The 24,320-nt window shown below is 58.1% G+C and carries 22 protein-coding genes; 15 read left to right on the top strand and 7 right to left on the bottom strand.

Going from position 1 to position 24,320, the window contains the following annotated elements:
• Positions 1-154 precede the first annotated feature (154 nt).
• Positions 155-835: a response regulator transcription factor gene (locus tag ACR3EQ_RS03430; protein WP_170616300.1), complete on the top strand. Its 681-nt coding sequence runs from the start codon at positions 155-157 to the stop codon at positions 833-835.
• Positions 828-2,198 carry a sensor histidine kinase gene (locus ACR3EQ_RS03425; protein WP_170616298.1) on the top strand — a complete coding sequence of 457 codons (1,371 nt, stop codon included), beginning with the start codon at positions 828-830 and terminating at the stop codon, positions 2,196-2,198. The genes ACR3EQ_RS03430 and ACR3EQ_RS03425 overlap by 8 nt, the downstream gene beginning before the upstream one ends.
• Here the strand turns inward: ACR3EQ_RS03425 and ACR3EQ_RS03420 are convergent.
• The 3 genes from ACR3EQ_RS03420 to ACR3EQ_RS03410 are packed head-to-tail and all read right to left on the bottom strand — an operon-like array spanning position 2,195 to position 4,923.
• A complete protein-coding gene (locus tag ACR3EQ_RS03420; RefSeq protein ID WP_170616296.1) occupies positions 2,195-2,662 on the bottom strand; it encodes a CYTH domain-containing protein in 468 nt (155 codons plus the stop codon). The genes ACR3EQ_RS03425 and ACR3EQ_RS03420 overlap by 4 nt on opposite strands.
• Positions 2,659-3,402, bottom strand: a complete 744-nt coding sequence (locus ACR3EQ_RS03415; RefSeq protein WP_170616293.1) for an AAA family ATPase — start codon at positions 3,400-3,402, stop codon at positions 2,659-2,661. The genes ACR3EQ_RS03420 and ACR3EQ_RS03415 overlap by 4 nt, the downstream gene beginning before the upstream one ends.
• Positions 3,403-3,405: 3 nt before the next feature.
• Positions 3,406-4,923 (bottom strand): CHAD domain-containing protein, encoded by a 1,518-nt coding sequence (locus tag ACR3EQ_RS03410; protein ID WP_480489718.1) that lies wholly within the window; start codon positions 4,921-4,923, stop codon positions 3,406-3,408.
• A 283-nt stretch (positions 4,924-5,206) separates the two neighbouring features.
• Between ACR3EQ_RS03410 and ACR3EQ_RS03405 the strand changes: the two genes are divergently transcribed.
• The gene (locus tag ACR3EQ_RS03405) at positions 5,207-5,554 is read left to right on the top strand and encodes a TfoX/Sxy family protein (protein ID WP_170616287.1); all 348 of its coding nucleotides are present in this window, start codon (positions 5,207-5,209) and stop codon (positions 5,552-5,554) included.
• Between the two features lie 58 nt (positions 5,555-5,612).
• Here the strand turns inward: ACR3EQ_RS03405 and ndk are convergent, their stop codons facing one another.
• Complete coding sequence (gene ndk, locus ACR3EQ_RS03400; RefSeq protein ID WP_155143779.1) at positions 5,613-6,035, bottom strand: nucleoside-diphosphate kinase; 423 nt, start codon at positions 6,033-6,035, stop codon at positions 5,613-5,615.
• Between the two features lie 102 nt (positions 6,036-6,137).
• Positions 6,138-7,340, bottom strand: a complete 1,203-nt coding sequence (locus ACR3EQ_RS03395) for a multidrug effflux MFS transporter (protein WP_170616285.1) — start codon at positions 7,338-7,340, stop codon at positions 6,138-6,140.
• 106 nt (positions 7,341-7,446) lie between these two features.
• Here ACR3EQ_RS03395 and ACR3EQ_RS03390 point away from each other — a divergent pair, with 106 nt between their 5' ends.
• The 7 genes from ACR3EQ_RS03390 to ACR3EQ_RS03360 all read left to right on the top strand — a co-directional run bounded on the left by ACR3EQ_RS03390 (position 7,447) and on the right by ACR3EQ_RS03360 (position 13,639).
• Positions 7,447-9,297 (top strand): ABC-F family ATP-binding cassette domain-containing protein, encoded by a 1,851-nt coding sequence (locus ACR3EQ_RS03390; protein ID WP_480489716.1) that lies wholly within the window; start codon positions 7,447-7,449, stop codon positions 9,295-9,297.
• On the top strand, positions 9,294-9,686 hold the full coding sequence (locus ACR3EQ_RS03385; RefSeq protein ID WP_480489714.1) for an ACT domain-containing protein: 393 nt from the start codon (positions 9,294-9,296) through the stop codon (positions 9,684-9,686). Before ACR3EQ_RS03390 ends, ACR3EQ_RS03385 begins: the two co-directional genes overlap by 4 nt.
• A complete protein-coding gene (locus ACR3EQ_RS03380) occupies positions 9,683-10,303 on the top strand; it encodes a MarC family protein (RefSeq protein ID WP_170616279.1) in 621 nt (206 codons plus the stop codon). The genes ACR3EQ_RS03385 and ACR3EQ_RS03380 overlap by 4 nt, the downstream gene beginning before the upstream one ends.
• Positions 10,304-10,344: 41 nt before the next feature.
• A complete protein-coding gene (locus ACR3EQ_RS03375; RefSeq protein WP_480489712.1) occupies positions 10,345-10,926 on the top strand; it encodes a retropepsin-like aspartic protease family protein in 582 nt (193 codons plus the stop codon).
• 60 nt (positions 10,927-10,986) lie between these two features.
• Positions 10,987-11,607, top strand: coding sequence for an ImuA family protein (locus ACR3EQ_RS03370; protein ID WP_170676757.1), 621 nt, complete (start codon positions 10,987-10,989; stop codon positions 11,605-11,607).
• A 133-nt stretch (positions 11,608-11,740) separates the two neighbouring features.
• Positions 11,741-12,337, top strand: a complete 597-nt coding sequence (locus ACR3EQ_RS03365; protein WP_170616262.1) for a YceI family protein — start codon at positions 11,741-11,743, stop codon at positions 12,335-12,337.
• Positions 12,338-12,415: 78 nt separating this feature from the next.
• Complete coding sequence (locus ACR3EQ_RS03360) at positions 12,416-13,639, top strand: MFS transporter (RefSeq protein WP_170616260.1); 1,224 nt, start codon at positions 12,416-12,418, stop codon at positions 13,637-13,639.
• A 118-nt stretch (positions 13,640-13,757) separates the two neighbouring features.
• Here ACR3EQ_RS03360 and ACR3EQ_RS03355 read toward each other — a convergent pair whose 3' ends face one another.
• Positions 13,758-14,693 (bottom strand): hypothetical protein, encoded by a 936-nt coding sequence (locus tag ACR3EQ_RS03355; protein ID WP_170616258.1) that lies wholly within the window; start codon positions 14,691-14,693, stop codon positions 13,758-13,760.
• Positions 14,694-14,869: 176 nt separating this feature from the next.
• Here ACR3EQ_RS03355 and metG point away from each other — a divergent pair, with 176 nt between their 5' ends.
• The 3 genes from metG to ACR3EQ_RS03340 all read left to right on the top strand — a co-directional run bounded on the left by metG (position 14,870) and on the right by ACR3EQ_RS03340 (position 21,145).
• On the top strand, positions 14,870-16,588 hold the full coding sequence (metG, locus tag ACR3EQ_RS03350) for a methionine--tRNA ligase (protein ID WP_480489710.1): 1,719 nt from the start codon (positions 14,870-14,872) through the stop codon (positions 16,586-16,588).
• A 237-nt stretch (positions 16,589-16,825) separates the two neighbouring features.
• Entirely contained in the window at positions 16,826-18,004 is a 1,179-nt protein-coding gene (locus tag ACR3EQ_RS03345; protein WP_170616254.1) for an efflux RND transporter periplasmic adaptor subunit, read from the top strand.
• 3 nt (positions 18,005-18,007) lie between these two features.
• Positions 18,008-21,145, top strand: a complete 3,138-nt coding sequence (locus tag ACR3EQ_RS03340; RefSeq protein ID WP_170616252.1) for an efflux RND transporter permease subunit — start codon at positions 18,008-18,010, stop codon at positions 21,143-21,145.
• A 48-nt stretch (positions 21,146-21,193) separates the two neighbouring features.
• Here the strand turns inward: ACR3EQ_RS03340 and glpD are convergent, their stop codons facing one another.
• A complete protein-coding gene (gene glpD / locus ACR3EQ_RS03335; RefSeq protein ID WP_480489709.1) occupies positions 21,194-22,789 on the bottom strand; it encodes a glycerol-3-phosphate dehydrogenase in 1,596 nt (531 codons plus the stop codon).
• A 190-nt stretch (positions 22,790-22,979) separates the two neighbouring features.
• Here glpD and ACR3EQ_RS03330 point away from each other — a divergent pair, with 190 nt between their 5' ends.
• The gene (locus ACR3EQ_RS03330; RefSeq protein ID WP_480489708.1) at positions 22,980-23,741 is read left to right on the top strand and encodes a DeoR/GlpR family DNA-binding transcription regulator; all 762 of its coding nucleotides are present in this window, start codon (positions 22,980-22,982) and stop codon (positions 23,739-23,741) included.
• Between the two features lie 210 nt (positions 23,742-23,951).
• Positions 23,952-24,314 carry a DUF3302 domain-containing protein gene (locus ACR3EQ_RS03325; protein ID WP_170616246.1) on the top strand — a complete coding sequence of 121 codons (363 nt, stop codon included), beginning with the start codon at positions 23,952-23,954 and terminating at the stop codon, positions 24,312-24,314.
• Positions 24,315-24,320: the final 6 nt, after the last annotated feature.

Below are 24,320 nucleotides of genomic sequence, written 5' to 3'. Positions count from 1 at the left end.
GCGCGTGCCACGTGATGGGGAAATTTGGCGCGCGCCTCGCCGGCGGGTCTGAATTGTCCGCAGCCTGCCGGCACTGCCGGGTGTGCCTGGTCGCACCCGGCATGTGCTTTATCTGAAATTTGTGTTTAAATCCCGGCAGAAAGGAACCTCGATCATGAGCAGACGCCTTCTGATCGTCGAAGATGACGAAGAGACGCGGGACTTTATCGCCAAGGGGTTTGGCGAAGAAGGATATGTTGTCGAAACTGCGGCCGATGGCCGTGAGGGGCTGTATCACGCAACTGACGGAGGATTTGACGCTGTCGTCCTTGACCGGATGCTGCCGGGTCTTGACGGGCTGTCTCTGATCAAATCCATGCGCGCCGCCGGGTTGAAGACGCCCGTACTGATGCTGACCGCCATGAGCGCCGTTGACGAGCGCGTCAAGGGCTTGCGCGCCGGTGCCGACGATTATCTGGTCAAGCCATTCTCGTTTCAGGAACTGCATGCAAGGATTGAGGCATTGTTGCGCCGCCCTCAGGAAGCCGAAGAAAACCCGACGCTAAACTGCCGGGACCTTGAAATGGACCTGTTGACCCGCAAGGTCACGCGCGACGGTCGTGAAATTTCCCTGACCCCGCGCGAGTTCCAGATCCTGGAATTCTTCCTGCGCCGCAAGAACCGCGTGGTGTCCCGCACCATGCTGCTGGAAGGCGTGTGGGACTACCACTTTGATCCCAATACCAATGTCGTCGATGTCCATATCTCAAAACTCCGCCGTCAGTTGGATGAAGGCGACGCCCAGCCCCTGATTGAAACTGTCCGGGGGGCCGGTTACATGATTTCTGATGGCTAACCTGCGACTGTCCCTGCGAAATTCGCGTACGCGGCTTGTTTTGGCCAGCATGATCCTCAGCACATTGCTGACTGCGACCGTTCTAGGACTGGTCTATTTGACGGCAAACAGAACGATCGAAGGCGAAACGCGGTCTGTCGTAACCGCCGAGCTGACCGGGCTGGCGGACGAATACGACAGACGCGGAATGATCGGATTGATATCAGCCATTGATCGCCGTCTTGCGAACGCGGCCGAACGTGACGCTTTGTATTTGTTGACGGACAGGTTTGGAACACCTCTTGCCGGTAATCTCGCACAATGGCCCGACGATGTGACTGCAGGCAGCGGATGGGTCGATCTTCAGGTGCGGCAAACCGAATCCAATCAGTTTGTTCCGATTTCGGCGGCATCGGTCCGGCTGCCCGGCGGTGAAAGGCTTCTGGTTGGACGGGACGCGTCCGCCAGACAGCAGTTCGACCGTGTGCTGTTTCAATCAGTGGCGCTCGCCCTGGCCATTGCACTGGTTCTGAGCCTGCTGACCGGATGGTTGTTAACCCGGCTGGTGTTTTCCCGTCTCAAGGATGTTGCGGACACCGCGGACAACATCGTGTCCGGCGACCTGAGCCGCCGCATTCCTATTCGCGGCACGGGGGATGAATTCGATCAGGTCGCAGGCACCCTGAACAACATGCTGGACCGGATCGAAGAACTGATCAGCAACCTGCGCACGACATCAAACTCGATTGCCCATGATTTGCGCTCGCCCCTTTCGCGGCTTCGGCAAAGGATCGAAGCCTTGACCGATCCCGGCAAGAGTGGTCTGGACCGAGAAGTCGACATCGCCCGCGCGACCGGTGAAATCGACCACGTTTTGCGGGTTTTGGGTCAGTTGACCGAGATTTCACGCGCCGAGGCCGGTCTGGGCCGGGAACAGTTCGAAACAGTTGACCTGCAACAGTTGGTGGGCGACGTGGTGGACCTGTACGAGCCTGTCGCGGCGGACCAGGGTATCCGACTTTTAGTATCCGGCGAAGCAAAGCCTATTCAGGGGCATCGACCGCTTCTGTCCCAGGCTTTGTCAAACTTACTCGAAAACGCGATGAGATACGCGCCCGAAGAGTCTGATATTACGATAAACCTGTCCGGAATAAAGGATTACGTTCTTCTTAGCGTCAGAGACCAGGGCCCCGGTGTTCCGCCCGAGGATCTGCCGCGCCTGCAACTGCCATTCGTCACGCTCGATCCCGCGCGCACCGAACGCAATTCCGGACTGGGTCTGGCGCTGGTCGCGGCGATTTCGCATATGCATGGGGGCAAATTCTCGGCACGCAATTGCAATCCGGGGCTTGAAGCAACACTGACGCTGGCGCGAAAGGGTTAGTCGGGAATCCCGTCAATCGCCATCATCTTGTTTTTATAACGCTTGTCCCCGGTCACATCTGTACCGAACCAGCTTGGCGGCCTGAACCCTTCTGCTTCGGCCGCCGATGTGAACTCGACCTCGACCAGAGACAAGGGCGCAAGATCGCCCAGAAACACGTCCAGCTCAAACACCCGACCATCCGGCAACTCCCCGGTATAGCGCTCTTTTTCGACCCTGCGGCCCTCGGTCTCGGGCCAGAAGGTGTTGAATTGTTCGGGTGTGATTTCAGCCTCTCTTTCCACACGCACCATTGCACCCTTTCCCTTCAGTGTCAGGTAATGAACGTCGTTCTTCTGACGCAACCGCAGTTCGGTGGAATCGTCTGGCGCAGTCAGATAGCCCTGCCGCACCAAGGCCTTGCGCGTTTCTGTCAGATCAGGCCGTTCAGCCACCAGAAACTTACGTTCGATTTCCGTGCTCATGTCAGGGCTTCCAACTCGTCAAACAGCGCCTTGTAGGCCCGGCTTGCCACGCTCGAGCCCGCATAAACGCTGACAGGCGCGCGGTGCATACCCATGCGTTCAATATCGGCTGCGAAGGGTATGACCGTTTTCATGAACCTCTTGCGATACAGCTTTCGCATTCCATCCATCGTTTCCAGATGAAGGGTCTTGCGCCGTTGCACCATGGAAAAGAAGGCCTTGAGCTTCTTTTTGGGCAGTTTTTTCTGTTCAAAAAAACCGATCAGCTGATCGAATGTCCGTTCCGACAAGGTCGTCGGAATGACTGGAACCACAATCTGATCGGCAGCCTTGAATACGTTCTCGGACAATGTCGAAAAGTTTGGCGGACAGTCCAGAATGACCACATCATAGTCACTGCCCGCCGCAACCAGGGCTTTCTTCAACCGGGATCTTCTGTTTTTCATTCGCGACAGGAAAACATCGAAATCGCGATAGGTCAGGTTAGCAGGCAGGACGTCCAGCCGGTCAAAGTCGCTGGCGCGGATCGATTTGGTAAACCTTTCCACATCCTCGAAGAATCGTGCTTCAGTCAGCTTCTTTGACGGCTTTACCCGCAGGTAGAATCCTGACGCCCCTTGGGAATCCAGATCACACAGCAGCACGTTTTGACCCGAACGCGCATAGGAATACGCAAGATTGACCGAGGTCGCGGTTTTTCCCACACCACCTTTGTTGCTGTAGCAGGCAATGGTTTTCAATCCTCAGTCCCCCTTATGATGAAACAAGCTGCGGAAAAGATGCCGGATGTCCGGGCTGTCAAAAAGGTTGAAATTGGCGATCACACGATCCCGTTCGGATTTTTGCCGCTGATCAAGCACCGAAATCAGCCCACCAGCGGCCAAGGCCATTTGGGCATCCACCCGGCCTTGTGTGTTCGACTGTTTAGTCACAAACCCTAGCAGCGCGTCCTGCTGGACTGAACAGTCATTGAAACGCCCCAGATTATCTTGCAACTTTTTCAATGGCTTGATGATCGACTTGAATGCCTTTGCATCAAAAAGTGGTGCAAAGTACTCCATAAGATACCTGAGTTTCTTGCAGTCGATCCTGAGATCGTGGACCGCTTTATCCGGGGTCATGGGGGATATACGCCGCGCCCTTTTGCAAACCTTGCGGTAGCGTTTCCAGATCAGGGCGCAAGCATATTCATAAGCGCCGCGTTCGGCGTTGGGCCCGGGTTGCAAAGACTGGGGAGCTGCAAGCAGCGCCGCAAGGTCATCCATCTGCTTTTGATAGGCTGCACTGCGGAACCGACGGGACAGGCTTGAAAGTTTCTGCGCACGTTCCGTCTGGAATTGCCGAAACATGGCCTCGGCACCGTCATGAAGATTGGGCGGTATCAAGCTGAAATACATATCCTTTTCCAAAAGGTACACATCCAAGTCCCGCAGCCGACCGGTCGGGGCCATAAGGTCGGAAAATTGCCGCTTGAGGGCATTCGTATGCGCAGGTGAAAAGACCCCTTTGAACAGGCTGAGAACCGAGCGGACACGCCGCAACGAAACGCGGTAGTCGTGAAGAAACTCGGTATCAATGTCGGCAATAACACCCGCTTCGTTCCGCCGCGCAACAGCCAGAAAGGTGCGCATCAGATCCACGGCAACCTCGATTGAAGGCTCTTCTTTTCCCAATAGTACGATAGGTTTGGATTGATACGGGGGCGTTTCAGGGAACAGGATGGGGTAAACGACATCAAGACCGCCTTCGTCCCCGGCCATTTCCTGCAATGCTGCGCAGATCGTTTCATACGCGGGTTCATATCCGCGCAGGGAACGAACTCGCACCAATGTCGCCTGCCTGTTTTCGGATTTCAGCGAAATCAGTTCGCCGCGCACACGCGTCTTTTCCAAATTGTCAACTGCGGCAAATTCCTGGATTTCCAAATCTCCTGCACCAAGGTTCATCAATGCACGCAGCTTTGGAAATCCGTTCAATGCATCACGTACCGGACCGTCCGATAGATCCTGAACGAACTTTCCCGTGCCTGTGCCCTTCTGAACCGGAAATCCTGCATTGCCCTGCAAAAGCCGCAGTGTTTCGCCGACCTCCAGCAAGATCGACCCTGCCGACCTGAGCGATTGATCGTGGCAATCCAGCCAGTTGAAGGACTGCGGCGGATTCCCACCTTCAACCCGTAAGGCCAGCCCTTTCAGGCCCTTGTTGAACGCAAGCGGGTCAAATTTCCCTTCAACAACGTACACTCCGGCCAGTTGCACCATCAGGGTCGGTCCTTGAGAGGCACGCGGGGCTCATCGATCAAAAAAGTTTCCATGATTTCTGTCTCACTCACTTCTTCGATCACCCGGCTTTCGCGACATTGTATTCGGCTACCGATTGTTACCGGTTTCCTTGATTTTCCAACATCGGAGACTTCACGGCAATATGGCACCATGAAACCGTAGCTTGGGTGATCAGGCAAGCATTGCGTCAATGTTATCCTTCAGGCCGGCGACACTCCATCAACCGGATGACAGCATCGCGGCGTCCAGATAAGACTTGGGCATGTCAGATCCTGTTTCATCCATCCGCAACCTCGGCCCTGCCTTTGAACAGGCATGCGCACGCGCTGGAATTCATTCGGCGCAGGAGTTGCGCGAACTGGGGGCCGACGCGGCGTATGCCCGGCTGCTTCACGCAGGGTCACGACCGCATTTCATTGGCTACTATGTACTTGTCATGGGATTGCAGGGCCGCCCCTGGAACGATTGCAAAGGCGAGGAAAAGAAAGCGCTGCGTCAAAGGTTCGATGCGATCAAGGCCAATACAAAGACCGCCCCGCAATCGAAGTTGGTTTCGGACCTCGACGCCATCGGAGTGCGCATCACGTCGAATGACCTCAAGCCAGTTTGAACAAAAAAAACCGCCCCCGAAACCGGAGGCGGCCTAATCGGTTCACCAAAGTGGTGGCTTAGCCGACCAGCTCGATGCCCGAGAAGAAGTAAGCGATTTCAACCGCTGCTGTCTCAGGTGCGTCCGAACCGTGGACCGAGTTTTCGCCAACCGATTCAGCGAACTCGGCGCGGATGGTGCCAGCTGCTGCGTCTGCAGGGTTGGTTGCGCCCATGACTTCACGGTTCTTTGCAATGGCGCCTTCGCCTTCCAGAACCTGAACAACGACCGGAGCCGACGACATGAATTCGCACAGTTCGTCATAGAACGGACGCTCGGCATGTACTTCGTAGAACTTGCCGGCTTGTTCCTTGGTCATGTGGATGCGCTTTTGCGCAACGATGCGCAGGCCGGCTTCTTCGAACTTGGCGTTGATCTTGCCAGTCAGGTTGCGGCGGGTTGCATCGGGTTTGATGATCGAGAATGTGCGTTCCAGTGCCATGTCGGCCTCTCCTTACTATATGACGCGGACCCGCGCCGAAATCTATCGCGCGCCGCCTAGCATGGTCTGTCCCTTATGAAAAGCACTATGATGCTTTGCGGATCAGATCGTGTCGGGCAACGGGTCACGCTGGTCGATCCAGCGCACATAGAGCACGGCAAGAAGGCCCGCGAAACTGCTGACGCCCATCATCCCCAGCACGATGAAGGGTGCGTTTCCGGGGGTGACCAGTACCCCGGTGGCCGAAGTCAGGATCGCACCCAAGGCCACCGTCATAGCGCCCGAAAGACCTGCTGCGCTGCCTGCAAGCTGGGGCCGCACGGACATCAGACCGGCGGTCGCGTTGGCCACGGTCAGCCCGTTCCCAAACCCGACAAACACGGCGGAACCAAAGAAGGACCAGACAGTCCCCACGCCCCCAAGAAACGTCATCAGGCCGATTAGGGGGCCAACCGAAGCGATCACTCGCCCTGCAAGAATCAGGGTGCTCAGTCTTGTGCGGGCTGCAAGCCGTCCGGTCAGAAAGCTGCCGGCCATGAACCCCATCGTGATGATCCCGATCCCTAGCCCCAGCAAGGCCGGGTTCAGATCGAACCACGTCGCCGCAACAAGTGGTGCACCGGTGATGAAGGCGTAGAACCCGCCGATGGAAAAGGCGGCACAGAATGAATACCCCCAGAACCGTCGCGAGTTGAACAGCAGCGGATAGAGCTTCATCTGGGCCAGGAATGTTGCGGTTGTGTTGGTGTTGGTCTCGCCCAGATCGACCCAGACCAGCGCCAGAAGGCCTGTTCCCATCAGGAAATACAGAACAAATCCGGCCCGCCAGCCGAACAACATCTCAAGCACTCCGCCCAGCATCGGGCCAAGCATTGGCGCCAGTGCCATGGCCATCGAGACATAACCCAGTTTGCTGGCGGCCTCATTGGGAGGATGCATGTCGCGGATGGCGGCGCGCGCCAGAACCTGCCCCGCGATAACAGCGCCCTGCAACATTCGGAAACCCAGAAACACCCAGATCGATTGGGCCATGGCGCAGCCGATCGAGGCGATGACGAAAAGTCCCATGCAGCACAGCAATACCGGCCTGCGACCGAACCTGTCGGACAAAGGCCCCATGATCAGTTGCAAAACCGCAGACAGCGCCAGGTACCCTGCAACAGACAGGTTCACGAGACCGTAATCTGCCTGCAAGTCCTCGCCGATATGAGGCAGAGATGGCAGAAACATGTTCAGCGACAGAACCGACAACGCAGTGATCAGGACCAGCGTGATCAGGGATGGAGGCGTTCGCGCGGGTCTCATTCAACAATCCGTTCCGGGTGAAATCATGTCAGCGCTATCACATTGATCGCGTGCTGAACATGTCAAGCTGCTGGCGGCCAATTTCACCCTCTGTTATGAGCGGCTCATGTTACGGATCGAAGACATAACCTACGCGGTAGAAGGCCGTCCCCTGTTCGACGGGGCCAGCGCAACAATACCTGACGGCCACAAGGTGGGTCTTGTCGGGCGCAATGGCACAGGCAAGACCACCCTCTTCCGCCTCATCCGTGGGGAGCTGGCGCTGGAATCGGGCAACATCAAACTGCCCAGTCGCGCGCGGATTGGCGGGGTGGCACAGGAAGTCCCCTCCTCCGATGTTTCGCTGATCAATACGGTTCTGGCCGCCGACACCGAACGCAGCGCGCTGTTGGCCGAGGCCGACGCAGCCACCGACCCGGCGCGGATTGCCGATATCCAGACCCGTCTGGTCGACATCAACGCCTGGTCGGCCGAGGCGCGCGCGGCTTCGATCCTGAAAGGACTGGGTTTTGACGATGAAGACCAGTTGCGGCCCTGTTCGGATTTCTCAGGCGGGTGGCGGATGCGCGTTGCACTGGCGGCGGTGCTGTTTTCGCAACCCGATCTGCTGCTTCTGGACGAACCGACCAACTATCTGGACCTCGAAGGTGCGGTGTGGCTGGAAAGCTATCTGGCAAAATATCCGCATACGGTCATCATCATCAGTCACGACCGGGGTCTGCTGAACCGCGCGGTGGGATCGATCCTTCATCTGGAAGACCGCAAGCTGACCTATTACGCGGTGCCCTATGACAAATTCGCCGAGCGTCGCGCCGAGCGGCTGGCGCAGGCTGAATCCGAGAACGCCAAGGCCAAGGCGCGCATCGCCCATCTGCAAAGCTTTGTGGACCGGTTCCGGTACAAGGCCTCTAAAGCCGTTCAGGCCCAATCGCGCCTGAAAATGATCGAACGCATCCAACTGGTTTCGACCCCGCAAGAAGCCGCGCTACGCGCATTCTCCTTTCCTGACCCCGAGGAGCTATCTCCTCCGATCATCCAGATCGAAGGCGGCGTGACGGGCTATGGTGAGACCGAGGTTCTGCGACGTCTGAACCTGCGCATCGACCAGGACGACCGCATTGCGCTGTTGGGCAAGAACGGTCAGGGGAAATCGACCCTGTCCAAGCTGCTGTCCGACCGCCTGCCCCTGATGGCCGGCAAAATGACCCGCAGCAACAAGTTGCGGATCGGCTATTTCGCCCAGCATCAGGTGGATGAGCTTTATGTTGATGAAACGCCGCTGGATCACTTGCGCCGCCTGCGCCCAAACGAGGCGCCGGGCAAGTGGCGGTCTCGTCTGGCCGGATTCGGTTTGCACGCCGATCAGGCCGAGACAGTGGTCGGCCGCCTCTCGGGCGGACAGAAGGCCCGCCTGTCGCTGCTGATCGCAACGATCGACGCGCCGCATATGCTGATCCTCGACGAACCGACAAACCACTTGGACATCGAAAGCCGCGAGGCGCTGGTCGAGGCGCTGACTGCATATTCCGGCGCGGTTGTTCTGGTCAGCCACGACATGCATTTGCTGTCGCTGGTCGCAGATCGGCTTTGGCTGGTATCGGACGGCACGGTCAAGCCCTTTGACGGCGACCTTGAAGCCTATCGCGCCATGCTGCTGGCCCGAGAAAAACCGCTTAAGGGAAAACCGCAAGCGGCCAAACCCAAACGCCCGTCGCGCGAGGCGATGCTGGCCCTGCGCGCTGATCTGCGCAAATGTGAGGACCGGATCGAGAAGTTGAGCGACATGCACGAGAAGCTGTCGGCCAAACTGGCAGACCCAGCGCTGTATGAAGACGACCGGATCAACGATCTGGAATCCTGGAACCGCAAATTTGCCGAGGTTGTCGAAGCCATGCAAAAGGCCGAGACCTTGTGGGTTGCGGCCGCCGAACGACTGGAACAGGCGGAATCCGCATGACCCAACCCGTCAAGGACACCAATGCCATGATTTCCGGCATGCGCCCCGTTTTGCAGCCCGGTGCGTTTGCCTTTGTGGTCTGGCCTGACAACAAACCCTGGCCTGACGGAACACGTGCAAGCTGTGTCGAGGCTGAGGGGTTGACCCTGATCGTCCCGATTGACAGCGCGCCACAAGACACGGTCCCCATGCACTGCATCACATTGCAGGTTCATTCCTCGCTGGAGGGCGTAGGCCTTACCGCTGCCGTATCTGGTGCTTTGGCGCGGCAGGGAATACCTGCAAACATGGTCGCGGGATATCACCACGACCACATCTATGTCCCCGCAGCGCAGTCGCAAGACGCCTTGCGTGTCCTACAAGACCTGCAACGGAGCAGCAAACAGTGATAGACAGCGCATTCCTGATTACCGCGTTCACGACGCTATTCGTGGTGCTCGACCCGCCTGCGCAAACACCGATCTTTGTGGCGTTGACCCAGGGCATGGATTGGAACACGCGCCGCTCGATCGCAATCCGCGCGTGTCTGACGGCGGGCGTCATTCTGGCCATGTTTGCCGCCTTTGGCGAAGCGCTTCTGGGGTTTGTCGGTATCTCGATGGAGGCATTCCGGGTCGCCGGTGGCGTACTGCTGTTTCTGACAGCGCTCGACATGCTGTTTGAGCGCCGAACAAAACGGCGTGAAACCAGCGCCGAGGAAGAAGAACACCCCGATCCGTCGGTCTTTCCGCTGGGCATTCCGTTGATTGCAGGTCCGGGCGCGATTGCAACGATGATTTTGCTGGCGGGTCAGCAGCCCGGCATACAGGGGCTGGCCGTCGTCATCGGTGTGATGCTGGTCGTGCTGGCGATGGTGTTCGTGATGTATCTGACATCCGGCGCTGTGGCCCGTATTCTGGGCAAAACCGGGCTGAACGTACTGACCCGCCTGCTGGGCATGTTGCTGGCGGCATTGTCGGTTCAGTTCATCCTGGATGGCCTTAAGGCCTTTGGATTTGCGTCCTGAATCCCCATATATCACTCAGGTAATATTGTTGGGATAACGGTATGGATGGCGACAGCATTGCACGTTTGGCGTATCTGAGCCTGCTCGGCGCAGCGGTGGTGGTCTGGTTCATCTCTCAGAACCGGCAATCGCTGAACAAGACCCTGCAACAGATGATGGCCTGGGTGTTCATCTTTATTGGCGTGATAGCTGTGGTGGGTCTGTGGGAAGACATCCGTTCAACCGTGGGCCCTTCGGCGCAGATGTCCGTAACCGGCGACACGGTTGCGGTTCCCCGGTCTTATGACGGGCACTATTACCTGCCAGTTCTGGTGAACGGAGAGCCGATTACATTTCTCGTCGATACCGGAGCCAGTCAGATTGTCCTGAGTTCCGCAGACGCAAGGCGCGTCGGCATTGATCCGGATCAGTTGAACTATTTTGGCCGCGCCGCCACCGCGAACGGAGAAGTCCGGACAGCACCCGTACGTCTGGACAGCCTCGAGCTTGGCCCGATCGTAGACCGCAACATCTCGGCCTGGATCAACGAAGGCGAGCTGCATCAGTCCCTTCTGGGCATGGATTATCTGCATCGTTTCTCGAACATCCAGTTTGCCGATGGCCGTCTGATCCTGTCTCGTTAAATAGCTTCCGGGATCACATCCAATCTTGAGAACAAAATGGGAACATGCTAACCTGACGGCATGTCTGCACACCTTCTTGGCCGCAAACCCGCGCGCGAGGCGCCGGGGATAAAACTGCACCCTCAGATCACCCTGCAACTGGCCCGCGTGCACGAGGCCTGCGGCCCTGCCCGACGCAGCTTTGCCATGTGGCTGGCGGGTCAGGCACAGGGGCCGGTGCTGTGGATTTCCCCCGCGTGGGAGCCCGGCCAGCTGAACCCTGACGGGATGATGCCTTTTGCCGACCCCGCGCGTTTCCTGTTCGTCCGCCCCAACCGCGCCGAAGACCTGCTGTGGTGCATGGAAGAGGCGTTGCGCAGCGGGGCCATCCCGCTGATCATTGGCGACCTGCCCGGTGCGCCCGGGCTGACACCGGTACGACGGATGCATCTGGCCGCAGAACAGGGCGGCGCGATGGGGCGGGCACCGCTCGGGCTGCTGCTGACACCCGGCGATGGCGGCGCGCAAGGTGTCGAGACGCGCTGGCACATGGCGGCGAACCACAAGGGCGAGGCCCGGTCCTGGACTCTGACCCGCCGCCGCGCCCGCGCCCTGCCCCCGGTCAGCTGGCAAGCCACCCAGACCAAACCGCGCGCGGGCCTGCACCTGCACCGGACCGAAGCGCAGGATGTTCCGGCCTGATCGGGCCATTCACGAAGGATGTGATTGGCCAAACACAAAGCCGGGCTCTAGCTGAGGGTCAGAGCTAACCAATCCACCTCAGGGCCCCGATGTTAACCAGACAAGTCAATTTCCAATGCAAATACGGCACCGCATGACGCGCCTGACCCGACGCGACGTCTTGGCCGGTCTGGCCGCAGCAGCCCTGCCGCACCCGGCACAGGCGGCCCTGCGCCCTTACGAACTTGTTCCAGACGGAACCACAGTCAGCTTTACATTCGACCTGGCCGGAATCCTGCAATCCGGCACCATGCCGATCCGGTCGGCCAGCATTGCCCTTGACCTGTCAGACCTTGCCAACAGCAAGGTCGATGTCCTCATGGATGTTGCCAAGGCGCGAACCCGAATGCCCATTGCAAAAGGACCGATGCTGAGCGCGAGTGTGCTGGACGCCAGCACCTATCCGACCATCCGTTTCAGATCGACCCGCATTCAACTTGGCCAAAGTGGCCGAATCTCAGACGGCGCGCAAATTACCGGCGATCTGACCCTGCGCGGCATCACACGTCCGATCACACTGCAGGCCGCGCTGTACCGTCAGCGCGGCACTGCGACCCAAGACCTGAACGAATTGTCGATCCGCCTGCGCGGCGCCCTGAACCGGCACGATTTTGGCGCGTCGGGCTATGCCGATCTGGTGCAGGACACAGTGGGGCTGGACATTCGTGCCGAAATCAAAGGTAAAGACTGAAGGGATTTGACAAAAACGACTCCGCAAGGTCGATAACGTGCGTGAAATCCCGGCCTGGACAGTCAAGTTGAGAACATCATGCGTACACTCATTTCCTTTGCGGCCCTGTTTCTTTCTGTCATTTTACTACAACTGTCGACAGGCGGCGTGGGTCCACTGGACGCAATTTCCGGTCTGACGCTCAACTTTACCACCGAGCAGATCGGTATGCTGGGTTCGGCCCATTTCCTGGGCTTTTTCGTAGGATGCTGGTGGGCTCCGCGTCTGATGGGCAACGTCGGCCATTCCCGCGCTTTTGCCGTGTGCACCGCGCTGGGGGCCATGGGGCTGATCGGACACACACTGACTGAAAATCCATATATCTGGGCCGCGTTGCGCGTAGCCTCGGGCACATGCGTTGCGGGAAGCTATACGGTGATCGAGGCATGGTTGAACGCCAAGGTCACGAACGAGACACGCGGGCGCGCCATGGGCACTTATCGTATCGTGGATATGGGGGCGTCCCTAAGCGCTCAGCTGATCATCGCGGTCCTGCCGCCTGCCTCTTATGTCTCGTACAATTTGCTGGCCATCCTGTGCTGCGCCGCGTTGCTGCCGCTGACGTTGACCCGGGCCAGCCAGCCCAAAACACCCGACGCGCCGCGACTACGACCAAAACTGGCCTGGAGCAGCTCTCCATTGGCGGTGGCGGGCGTTATTGTGGCCGCGCTGAGTTCTGCATCGTTCAGGATGGTCGGCCCGGTATACGGGCAAGAAGTGGGTCTGGGCGTGGATCAGATCGCGTTCTTCCTGGCCTCGTTCGTGCTTGGCGGGGCGTTGGCGCAATACCCGATGGGATGGCTTGCGGACAAATACGACAGACGCTGGGTACTGATCTGGTTGTCCTTCGCGGCGGTGCTCAGTTGTGGGGTAACGATGGCGGCTAGTGACACAGGCACGGTAGGTGTCATGCTGGCTGCAGGACTGTTCGGCTTCACGACATTCCCGATCTTTTCGGTGTCATCCGCACACGCCAACGATTTTGCCACAACCGAACAGCGGGTCGAACTTTCTGCGGCCCTGATGTTCTGGTACGCCCTTGGCGCAATCGCCTCGCCCTATGTCTCGTCTACACTGATCCAGGAATTCGGTCCCGGAGCGTTGTTTGCCTTTGTCGCGCTGGGCCATGTGTTCCTGATCGGGTTTGGCCTGGCTCGGATGAGATCGCGGCCAACGCCGGAAGAACGGACCAACTATGTCTATGCCCCCCGCACCTCGTTCACGGTCGGCCGTCTGCTGAAACGGTCGCGTGAAGGTCGATAAAACAAGGGCCGGGAAAGCCCCGGGCCGGGTTCGACAGTGTTCGGCCTGCGCCTTTTCACGACGTGCCGCGGCATAGTTGGTTGTTCAAGCAGTCGTGTAAGAAACTAAGCCCCGGACGCTAGTCCGAAGGCGGAGAAGACGGGATCATTTCATCCAGAATTGAACCTGCCTCATATCCCAGCAGATCAACTTCCATTCGCCCCGGATCTCCGAAAGCCCAGGCCCCCACGTGACGTTGCATTCTCTCATAGCCGACGAAATCAGCCATCGCCTCGTTGCCATGCGCGTTTTCCGCAAACATGACCTGGCCCGCCGCAACTTTCTGCGGCATCACGCGCTCCAGATACAGTTCCACGACATTGGTCCCCGTAACATTGGACCCGCCGTGATGAACGACATACATTTTGTCCCAGTCTTCTTTACTGATAGCGGCACGCGCATCTGACACGGCCTTGTGCAACGTGGACAGCTCGGCCCGAGCCGCTTGGCGCATGTTGGCCGCCCAAACCGGACGCATCTCGTTGATAGCGTTTGCTACGTCCTGCGGCGTGAGGGTACCGCGCTTCACCGCCCCGCTGGTGAAGGTGCGCGCGGCCTCAAGCATCTGTCGTTGTCGGGCAATCTCGTTTTCAGGCAGGTCAAGGCCCTCCAACGACGGCAACAACGTGTCGATTTCTTGCGCAATGGCTGCAAAGTCCTTTTTCCACCTTGCATCAGCGTCATCTTCCTCGGGCCAGGGGGTGACGGCACCGATGATCCCTAAAAGAACGTGGGATGTGGACTTGAATATTAGATAGTTTGGCGCGCCCCTGGGAAAGGACACCTGACCATTCTCGGACAGGATCGTAACATCCCGCGCGATCACCATGACCGGTCGGGTCTGAGACGTTAGTGCATCCTGGCCACGGCGAAAAACCGACAGCATCGCCTTGTCAAAGCTTTCAATTGCATCCATGGCTTTGCTTTGGTCAGCCTGAACGCTCGGCGTGGCGAATGCTGTCAGACACAGAATGGCGGACACCTGTATCAGGCGATGAACCCCGAATAGCTTCATTTCAAACCTCCGTTAACAATTTGCGCGACCATCATACATGGTCCGAGACCACCGCGCGAAGGCCACATTGCTTCTGCACTTACGCGTCTTTTCGGGCGTCTATCGGTGTAACCGGTCTTTTGCTGGCGAGATTCATACTGTAGACGGGCGCGCAGACAGATACGCGGAAACGGAAAATGGCTCGGATTCTCATCACCTCGGCGATCCCTTACATCAACGGGATCAAACACCTCGGCAATTTGATCGGCTCGCAATTGCCTGCTGATCTTTACGCACGCTACCAGCGTGGCCGGGGGAATGAGGTCATGTTCCTTTGCGCCACCGATGAACACGGGACACCGGCCGAACTGGCTGCCGCCAAGGCAGGAAAACCGGTCGCGGAATATTGCGCCGAGATGTACGGCATTCAGGCCGATATCGCCAAGCGGTTTGGCCTGAGCTTCGATCACTTCGGACGCTCCTCCAGCGAGCAGAACAAGAAATTGACGCAGCATTTTGCAGGCAAACTGGATGACGCCGGGCTGATCCGCGAAGTCAGCGAGGAACAGGTCTATTCCAACGCCGACAAACGGTTCCTGCCCGACCGCTACATCGAGGGCACCTGCCCCAACTGTGGCTACGAGCGCGCGCGCGGTGACCAGTGCGAGAACTGCACCAAGCAGTTGGACCCGACCGACCTGATCGAGCCGCGCTCGGCGATATCCGGCTCGACCGATCTGGAAGTGCGCGAAACCAAACACCTGTATCTGCGTCAATCAGCGATGAAAGACCAGTTGGATGCATGGATCGACAGCAAGACAGACTGGCCGATCCTGACCACATCGATTGCCAAAAAGTGGCTGCATGACGGCGACGGCCTGCAAGACCGGGGTATCACCCGCGATCTGGAATGGGGCGTTCCGGTCAAGAAAGGCGAACAGGACTGGCCGGGGATGGAAGGCAAGGTCTTCTACGTCTGGTTCGACGCGCCGATTGAATACATCGCCTGCGCCAAGGAATGGGCGGATGCGAACGGCAGGACCGACGCCGATTGGGAACGCTGGTGGCGTACCGACAAGGGTGCCGATGATGTCCGTTACGTTCAGTTCATGGGCAAGGACAACGTGCCCTTCCACACCCTGTCTTTCCCGGCAACCATTCTGGGATCGGGCGAGCCTTGGAAGATGGTGGACCATCTGAAATCCTTCAACTACCTGAACTACGATGGTGGACAGTTCTCAACCAGCCAAGGTCGTGGTGTGTTCATGGATCAGGCGCTGGAGATCCTGCCTGCCGATTACTGGCGCTGGTGGTTGCTGAGCCATGCGCCCGAAAGCAGCGACAGTGAGTTCACCTGGGAAAACTTCCAGCAATCCGTGAACAAGGACCTGGCCGATGTGCTGGGCAACTTCGTCAGCCGTATTACCAAGTTCTGCCGCTCGAAATTCGGCGAGGCCGTGCCGGAAGGCGGTGCCTTCGGCGACCGGGAACAGGCGCTGATTGAGGAGCTCACCAAACGTGTTCGCGCTTATGAAGGTCACATGGAGGCGATGGATGTCCGCAAATCCGCGCAAGAATTGCGGGCCATCTGGGTTGCGGGCAATGAATATCTGCAAGCCGCCGCCCCTTGGTCGACCTTCAAGGAAGACCCTGAACAGGCTGCCGCGCAGGTCCGGCTGGGTCTGAACCTGATCCGGCTTTATGCAGTTCTAAGCGCGCCGTTCATCCCCCACACCTCGGCCCGGATGTTGAGCGCGATGAACACGCTGGACACCGGCTGGCCCGACAATGTCGCCGACGCACTCAACGCCCTGCCCGCCGGTCACGCGTTCACAGTGCCCGAGGTTTTGTTCGCCAAGATCACCGACGAACAACGCGAAGACTGGCAAACGCGGTTTGCCGGAACGCGCACCTGACCGAACATCTATGTGAAATACCGAAACGGGGCCGCTTGAGCCCCCGTTTTTGTTTGGGCACCGACCTAAATGTACCAATCGGCGGAGAAATCTCTGCATGCATAGTGGAAGGGAACACATTCACGACACTTGAGATATTGTCTTAAAGCGGCCATCCTGCCACGTAATTCCGCCGACTCAAAAAAGGCACACATGCCATCGCGGCGCCTAATCCATAGATTGAACGAGGCTCTTTCCATGTCCCTTGCAGCAAAGCACCCGATTTTCCGTAGCAGCGGAGCAGTCAGGACACTTGGCAAGTATTTTGCCGTTCTGGCCTGTTTGGGCATGGTACAACCTGCACTGGCACAGGAACAAAGCGACGCGCCGCCGCCCAAGGTTTCCATCGCGGCCGCCTATTCCGAGGAAATCACTGACGAGGCCGTGTTTATCGGGCGCGCCGAAGCCATCGACAAGGTCGATATTGTCGCCCGGGTCAGCGGGTTCCTAGATAGCCAGAATGTCGAGGACGGAGCCTCCGTGACCCAGGGCGACCTGCTGTTCACTATTGAACCCGACCTGTATCAGGCCACTCTGGAGGCTCGCAAAGCCGATCTGGATCGCGCCGAGGCCAATCTGGAACTGGCCAAGGTCGATCTGGCCCGTAAGGAAGAATTGTACAAGCGCGACGCGACGCCGGAATCGGAACGCGATATTGCCCGCGCCAACGAACTGGTCGCCGAGGCCGAGGTGAAAGCGGCCAATGCCGCCATTCAACAGGCAGAACTGGACCTGAGCTACACTGAAATTCACGCGCCTTTCACGGGCCGGATCGGACGGGTATCCACCAGTGTCGGCGACGTCGTCGGCCCGACCAATCCGCCACTTGTCAATCTGGTCAGCGAAGCGCCGATCTATGTCAATTTCTCGCTGAACGAAAAACAGTTCACCACGGTTCTGCAGGCCGTCGATGAAAACGCCTCATCCCTGGCCGAAAGCAACAAAAGCCCGGTGGTCAGGGTGACGCTGCCCAATGGCACAGAGCTGGACGAAACCGGCGAGATCGTATTTGTCGACAACCGCATTGACCCGCTGACCGGTGCCATCACCGTTCGCGCCCAGTTCGACAACGAAAGCCGCCTGATCCTCGACGGTGCATTCCTGAATGTCCATATCGAGGCACTGGAGCCGACCTTGCGGGTTCTGGTCCCGCAGGCTGCACTGCAACGCGATCAGCGCGGCGAATTCGTTCTGGTCGTCAACGACAAACAGATGGTCGAACAACGCTATATCACCACCGGCGATACATTCGGCACCGCCATCATCGTGCTTGACGGGCTGCGCGAGGGAGAAAGCGTCATCGTCGAAGGGCTGCAAAGGGTTCGCCCGGGTGTCGCGGTGGATGCGGTTGTCGCATCCGAGCAACCGGGAGAATAACGGATGTTCTCAGCCCTGTTCATCAGCCGGCCCAAGCTGGCGCTTGTCATCTCGCTTGTTCTGACGATCATGGGCGGCATCGGCTACCTTGTCCTGCCGGTCGCCCAGTTCCCTGACATCACGCCACCTGTCGTCAGCGTCACGACGACCTATACAGGCGCGAACGCTGAAACCGTGGAAAACACCGTGGCCGCCCCGATCGAGGCGCAGGTTAACGGTGTGGACGACATGATCTACATGACGTCAACCTCATCCGATAACGGATCGTATTCGCTGAACATTACGTTTGAAGTGGGCACCGACCCTGACATCGCTTCGGTCAACGTGCAAAACCGCGTGGCGCAGGCCATGTCGTCATTGCCGACCGAAGTGACTGCATCCGGCGTGGTTACACAGAAAGCATCGACAAACATGTTGCTGCTTGTAACGCTGACATCGCCCAATGGCACTTATGACAGCGTCTTCCTGTCGAACTATGCCTCAATTAACCTGAAGGACGCGCTGGCGCGTGTGCAGGGTGTAGGTAAGGCGGATGTTCTGACCAATCTGGAATACGCCATGCGGATCTGGATGGATCCCGACAAGATGGCCGCGCTGTCCATTACGCCCGGCGATGTGATCAACGCCATCCGCGAACAGAATATCGAAGTTTCGGCAGGTTCAATCGGGTCGCCGCCCGTGCCGGAAGGACAAACATTCCAGTACACGATCAAGACTAAGGGACGCCTGACATCGGCTGCCGAATTCGGTGAAATTGTCATTCGGACCGGTGATGCGGGCTCGATCGTTCGGGTCCGGGATATCGCGCGGGTTGAACTTGGCGCCCAGTTCTACTCGGCTTCGGGGTATTTCCAATCTGTACCGGCCACCGTGCTTGGCATTTATCAGGCACCCGGAGCAAACGCGCTGGCCGTGTCCGAGCGTGTGCAGGCGGAACTCGAACGATTGTCTCGCGCCTTCCCGACAGATGTCGAATACCAGGTGCCGTTCAACACCACCGATTTTGTCCAGCAATCGCTGAACGATGTGGTCTCGACCCTGATCCTGACCTTCATTCTGGTGATCTCGGTTGTGTTCGTCTTCCTTGGCAGTTGGCGCGCAACGATTATTCCGGCTGTGGCGATTCCTGTGTCACTGATCGGGACGTTCGCCTTTCTACTGCTTTTCGGGATGTCGCTGAACACGATCTCTCTGTTTGCATTGGTGTTGGCCATCGGGATCGTTGTGGACGACGCCATCGTTGTCGTTGAAAATGTCGAACGGATCATCGCGGACGAGGGCCTGCCCCCGGCCGAGGCAACCCGCAAGGCGATGGGTCAGATCACCGGGCCGGTCATTGCGACCACTCTGGTTCTGCTGGCCGTCTTTGTGCCCGTGACCTTCATGCCCGGTATCTCGGGACGATTGTATTCACAGTTTGCCGTCACAATCTCGACCGCGGTGGTGATTTCGTCGATCAACGCGCTGACGCTTTCGCCCGCTTTGTGCGGCCTTGTGCTGAAGGAACGCTCTGGCCCGCCCAAAGGCCTGCTTGCCGTGTTTGAGAAGTTCATTGGCACGGTACGCGGCGGGTATGTCGCCATTGTGCGCAAACTTCTGATCCTGCCGGTCATCGCGCTGGGTGTCATCGTTGCCCTTGCCATGGGTACCGGCACGATCATGTCGAACACGTCCAGCGGCTTTATCCCGCTCGAAGACAACGGCTATCTGTTTGTCGACGTTCAATTGCCGGACGCCGCCACATTGGAACGGACCGAAGCCGTCACGCGCCGTGTGGATGCGCAGATTCAGGAAATCCCCGGTGTCGCAAGCACGGTTCTGGTCAACGGGTTTTCTTTGCTGAACGGAACGATCACCAACGGCGCTGCGATCTTCGTAAACCTCGACAATTGGGATGATCGGCAAGAGGACGACCTGAGCGCAAATGCCATCCTTGCCAAAGTTCTGGCAATCGCAAACGGCGAGTCCGCTGCATCGATCGTGGCGTTCAACCCACCGCCCATTCAGGGGCTTGGCATGTCCGCCGGTGTCGAGATGGAGGTTCAGCAAACCGGTGGCGGTACGCCCCAGGATCTGGCCTCGGCGGTAGGATCGTTCGTGTACGCAGCCAATCAGCGCCCCGAAATCGGTCAGGCCTATACCACTTTCCGCGCGAATGTCCCGCAGCTGTTTGTCGATCTGGACCGCGAGAAGGCCAAGACACTGCAAGTGTCAGTGGCCGAGATCTTTCAGACCATGCAGGCGCAGTTGGGGTCGTACTATGTCAACGACTTCAACCTGTTTGGCCGGGTCTATCGTGTGATGATACAGGCGGACGGCACCTATCGCGACAATGTCGAAGACATCTCCAACCTGTATGTGCGGTCCACCAAGGGTGAGATGGTGCCACTCGGCACTTTGATCGACGTCGAGAACGTGCTGGGGCCGGTCCTGCTGAAACGTCACAACCTGTTCCGATCCGCGACCGTGACAGCAGTACCCGCACCGGGGCTGTCCAGCGGCGACGCGATCACTGTGATGACCGAGGAATCGGCAAATGCCCTGCCCCCCGGCTACGCATTCGAATGGACAGGGACCGCGCAGCAGCAATTGGCATCGGGCAGTCTGGTTATAGTGATCCTGGGACTGGCGATTCTGTTCGGCTACCTGTTCCTTGTTGGACAATATGAAAGCTGGACTTTGCCTGTCTCGATCCTGCTGTCTGTTATCGTCGCCCTGTTCGGCGCCGTCGCTGCAGTGGCCATCGTGGGAAGTGACATCAATCTTTACACGCAGATCGGGATGATCATGCTTGTGGGGCTTGCCTCGAAGAACGGCATTCTGATTGTCGAATTCGCGATGGAACAACGCGCCAATGGCCTGTCGATCCGAGACGCGGCGGCCGAGGCCGCATTCCAGCGTTTCCGCGCCGTGATGATGACCGCACTTTCGTTCCTGCTGGGCGTTGTGCCATTGCTTGCAGCCAATGGCGCGGGCGCGGCCAGCCAGAAGGCCATCGGAGTGGCTGTATTTGGCGGAATGCTGGCGGCAACGCTGGTCGGCGTCATTCTTGTGCCTGTCCTGTACGCTCTGATGCAAAGCCTGCGGGAATGGGTCAAGGGCACCCGGAATGATCCGGCTCCACCGAAAGAGACTGCATAAAACAGAACAAAGAAGCCCTGCGTTTTCCGCGGGGCTTTTTTCTGTCCATCAGGCGGATACGGCTACGCCTGATCTTTTCCGCTCATCCATCCACTGCTGAATGCGCGCGATCTGTTCACAGCTCAGGCGCAGACCCAATTTGTTCCGCCGCCAAATTGCATCCTCGGCATTACGCGCGAATTCCCGGTCCATCAGCCACGCCAGTTCACGAGCCGTGAACGAAGCTCCAAACCCCTCCCCCAGATCTTCTGCGTTTTGGGCCTCGCCCAGCATCAGGCGCGCTTCGGTTCCATAGGCCCGGATCAGACGGCGCGCCCATTTTTCGTCCAGAAAACCGTAATCCGATCGTAAGCCTTGAACCAGATCCTCTACTCCGTCGACCGGAAAATCACCCCCCGGCAACGCGACACCAGCGGTCCACGGCCCGTACAGAGCCGGGAAATGTTCCGCAACCTTTTCCATCGCGCTCTCGGCCAGCCGACGATAGGTCGTGATTTTTCCGCCGAAGACATTCAGAACAGGCGCACCGCCCTGTGCATCGACCTTGAGCGTATAATCCCGCGTCGCGGCCGTAGCACTGCTGGCCCCGTCATCATAAAGCGGGCGTACGCCGGAATAGGTCCATACGACATCCTCGCGCGATACGGGTTGATCAAAGTACTTCGAGGCGAACGCACACAGATAGTCCTGCTCGTCCTCGGTGCAGACCGGCAGCTGGGACGGATCAGGATGATCCTGATCGGTGGTTCCGATCAAGGTGAAATCCTGCTCATAAGGAATTGCAAAAATGATCCGGCCGTCTTCGCCCTGAAAGAAATAGCATTTGTCGTGATCGTACAGCCTGCGCGTCACGATATGACTGCCGCGAACCAACCGCACGCCATCGCGCGAATTCATGCGGATCCTGGTCTGAATAATGTCGCCGACCCAGGGGCCGCCGGCATTGATCAGCATCTTTGCACAAATGACACGTTGGGTTCCGCTGTCCCGGTCTCGAACCGTCACACGCCACAGCCCGTCAACGCGATCTGCAGACATGACTTCGGTGCGAACCATGATCTCGGCCCCGCGTGCCTGCGCATCGCGGGCGTTCAGGACGACTAGGCGCGAATCCTCGATCCAGCAGTCGGAATACTCATAGGCGGTTTCGAATTTACCCTGCAAAGGCCTGCCTTCCGGCACCGATCGCAGGTTCAGCGACGATGTGCCCGGCAGGATTTTGCGCCCGCCGAGATGGTCATAGAGAAATAGACCCAACCGGATCAGCCAGGCCGGACGCCTGCCCCGCATCCATGGCATCACTGTGCTGAGCAGCCGCGAAGTCGGCGTTTCCGCGTCAAATCGCATGTCCTTGTGATAGGGCAGCACAAAGCGCATTGGCCAACTGATATGCGGCATGGCTCGCAGCAGGGTTTCACGTTCGATCAAGGCCTCTCGGACTAGGCGAAACTCGAAGTATTCGAGATACCGCAACCCTCCGTGAAAAAGCTTTGTCGATGCCGACGACGTGGCCGAGGCCAGATCGTTCATTTCAGCCAGGCTAACCGAAAGACCCCGCCCGGCGGCGTCCCGCGCGATTCCACATCCGTTGATCCCCCCGCCGATGATGAAAAGGTCGGTGATCGGGTTTTCCTGCGCTTCCATAGCTGGTCGATTCTCTGTCTGGAAAAACTATGCGCATTAACCGTAATCGCCTTCGCTTCGTCAATTATAATTTTCGTTTTCTTTCGCTTTTACGAAAATTACGTCGCGAATTGACTTAAAAATCCATTCCTCTTGAAAAAATCGAAAAAAGAGAACAAAAACGAATACACCTTAGAAGACAGGAGTTTGCATGTCTCTTTCCTTCCGTCAGTCCGACATACTGGAAATCGCTCGCCAACAAGGGCGAGTGACTGTCGAAGGGCTGGCGGAACAGTTCAGCGTGACGGTGCAGACTATTCGCAGGGATCTGGCGGAACTGGCTGACATGGGGAAACTCGACCGGGTCCACGGCGGCGCCGTTTTGCACTCGGGCGTTTCAAATATCGGCTACGAAGACCGCCGGGGCCTGAATGAAGAGGCCAAGTCCCGTATTGGCGAAATATGCGCAGCCAGCATTCCGGACGGGGCATCGGTATTCATGAACATAGGTACCTCGACCGAAGCCGTCGCCCGGCGTCTGCTGGACCACAAGAATCTGATGGTCGTGACCAACAACATGAATGTTGCCAACATACTGGTTGAAAACCCCGAGTGCCGGGTCGTAGTGGCGGGTGGGGTCCTGCGCCGCTCTGACGGCGGCCTGATCGGAGATTTGACGGCCTCGACCATCCGGCAATTCAAGGTCGATTACGCGATCATCGGATGTTCGGCACTGGATGCCGATGGCGATCTTCTGGATTTCGACTTTCAGGAGGTTCAGGTCAGCCAGACGATTATCGCACAGGCACGGCAGACGTTTCTTGTGGCGGATCAGTCCAAGTTTCAACGCACCGCCCCGGCGCGAATCGCATCGCTGGCCGATATCGGGATGTTCTTCACGGACCACGCTTTGCCACATGATCTGAAAGCTAAATGTGAGGAATGGGAGACTCAGGTGAAGCTCTGCCTTTAACCTGCGGTGCGGATTACATTTCTGCCGGTTTCATTGCCCCATTCCTTGCCACATATCCAATCGCCTGCCAGTATCGGGACAATTTACGGTTGTTCTTGCCTTTGGGGTCACTTGATTTGGGCCTGATCCCGCCGGGCAGAGACAATTCGATTGACGTACCGGGCACCTACGCCTGAGGATGGGGTACCTTCCCAAAATGGAGGCACGAGCATGGGGTTACTGGGTCAGCCGCTGGAATTTTATGACTACCTGACATTTGTCGCGCTGATATTGCTGCTTGCGGCGGTCATGGGCTTGTTCCTGTTCATCATGGGGTTGCCCGGTCGCATCGCGATCAAGCGCAATCACCCTCATGCCGAGGCCGTCAAAATCATGGGCTGGATGGGTTTTTTGGCCATCGTGCCCTGGGTTCACGCCTTTATCTGGGCTTTCCACGACGGTGTAACCGTTGATTTTCGCCGTGGCCCGGATGAGGAAAAAGATGCCATCCGGAATGAAATCAAACGGTTGGGCGGCGTCGTGAAACCGGAATATCGCGACGCGCTTGATACAGACGACGCGCAGAAAAGCTAAGGCCAA

The organism is Ruegeria sp. AN11 (assembly GCF_056536005.1).
Note: the sequence above shows the minus strand (reverse complement) of the source record. Positions and strands in the feature narration are given on the sequence as shown.

Coding starts and splice junctions, on each gene's coding strand:
- ACR3EQ_RS03370 (WP_170676757.1), top strand. CDS start 10,987: ATGTCTGCACACCTTCTTGGCCGCAAACCCGCGCGCGAGGCGCCGGGG.
- ACR3EQ_RS03395 (WP_170616285.1), bottom strand. CDS start 7,340: ATGAGACCCGCGCGAACGCCTCCATCCCTGATCACGCTGGTCCTGATC.
- ACR3EQ_RS03420 (WP_170616296.1), bottom strand. CDS start 2,662: ATGAGCACGGAAATCGAACGTAAGTTTCTGGTGGCTGAACGGCCTGAT.
- ACR3EQ_RS03375 (WP_480489712.1), top strand. CDS start 10,345: ATGGATGGCGACAGCATTGCACGTTTGGCGTATCTGAGCCTGCTCGGC.
- ACR3EQ_RS03430 (WP_170616300.1), top strand. CDS start 155: ATGAGCAGACGCCTTCTGATCGTCGAAGATGACGAAGAGACGCGGGAC.
- ACR3EQ_RS03425 (WP_170616298.1), top strand. CDS start 828: ATGGCTAACCTGCGACTGTCCCTGCGAAATTCGCGTACGCGGCTTGTT.
- ACR3EQ_RS03390 (WP_480489716.1), top strand. CDS start 7,447: ATGTTACGGATCGAAGACATAACCTACGCGGTAGAAGGCCGTCCCCTG.
- glpD (WP_480489709.1), bottom strand. CDS start 22,789: ATGGAAGCGCAGGAAAACCCGATCACCGACCTTTTCATCATCGGCGGG.
- ACR3EQ_RS03410 (WP_480489718.1), bottom strand. CDS start 4,923: ATGGTGCAACTGGCCGGAGTGTACGTTGTTGAAGGGAAATTTGACCCG.
- ACR3EQ_RS03385 (WP_480489714.1), top strand. CDS start 9,294: ATGACCCAACCCGTCAAGGACACCAATGCCATGATTTCCGGCATGCGC.
- ACR3EQ_RS03325 (WP_170616246.1), top strand. CDS start 23,952: ATGGGGTTACTGGGTCAGCCGCTGGAATTTTATGACTACCTGACATTT.
- ACR3EQ_RS03365 (WP_170616262.1), top strand. CDS start 11,741: ATGACGCGCCTGACCCGACGCGACGTCTTGGCCGGTCTGGCCGCAGCA.
- ACR3EQ_RS03355 (WP_170616258.1), bottom strand. CDS start 14,693: ATGAAGCTATTCGGGGTTCATCGCCTGATACAGGTGTCCGCCATTCTG.
- ACR3EQ_RS03360 (WP_170616260.1), top strand. CDS start 12,416: ATGCGTACACTCATTTCCTTTGCGGCCCTGTTTCTTTCTGTCATTTTA.
- ACR3EQ_RS03340 (WP_170616252.1), top strand. CDS start 18,008: ATGTTCTCAGCCCTGTTCATCAGCCGGCCCAAGCTGGCGCTTGTCATC.
- ACR3EQ_RS03345 (WP_170616254.1), top strand. CDS start 16,826: ATGTCCCTTGCAGCAAAGCACCCGATTTTCCGTAGCAGCGGAGCAGTC.
- ACR3EQ_RS03405 (WP_170616287.1), top strand. CDS start 5,207: ATGTCAGATCCTGTTTCATCCATCCGCAACCTCGGCCCTGCCTTTGAA.
- ACR3EQ_RS03330 (WP_480489708.1), top strand. CDS start 22,980: ATGTCTCTTTCCTTCCGTCAGTCCGACATACTGGAAATCGCTCGCCAA.
- metG (WP_480489710.1), top strand. CDS start 14,870: ATGGCTCGGATTCTCATCACCTCGGCGATCCCTTACATCAACGGGATC.
- ndk (WP_155143779.1), bottom strand. CDS start 6,035: ATGGCACTGGAACGCACATTCTCGATCATCAAACCCGATGCAACCCGC.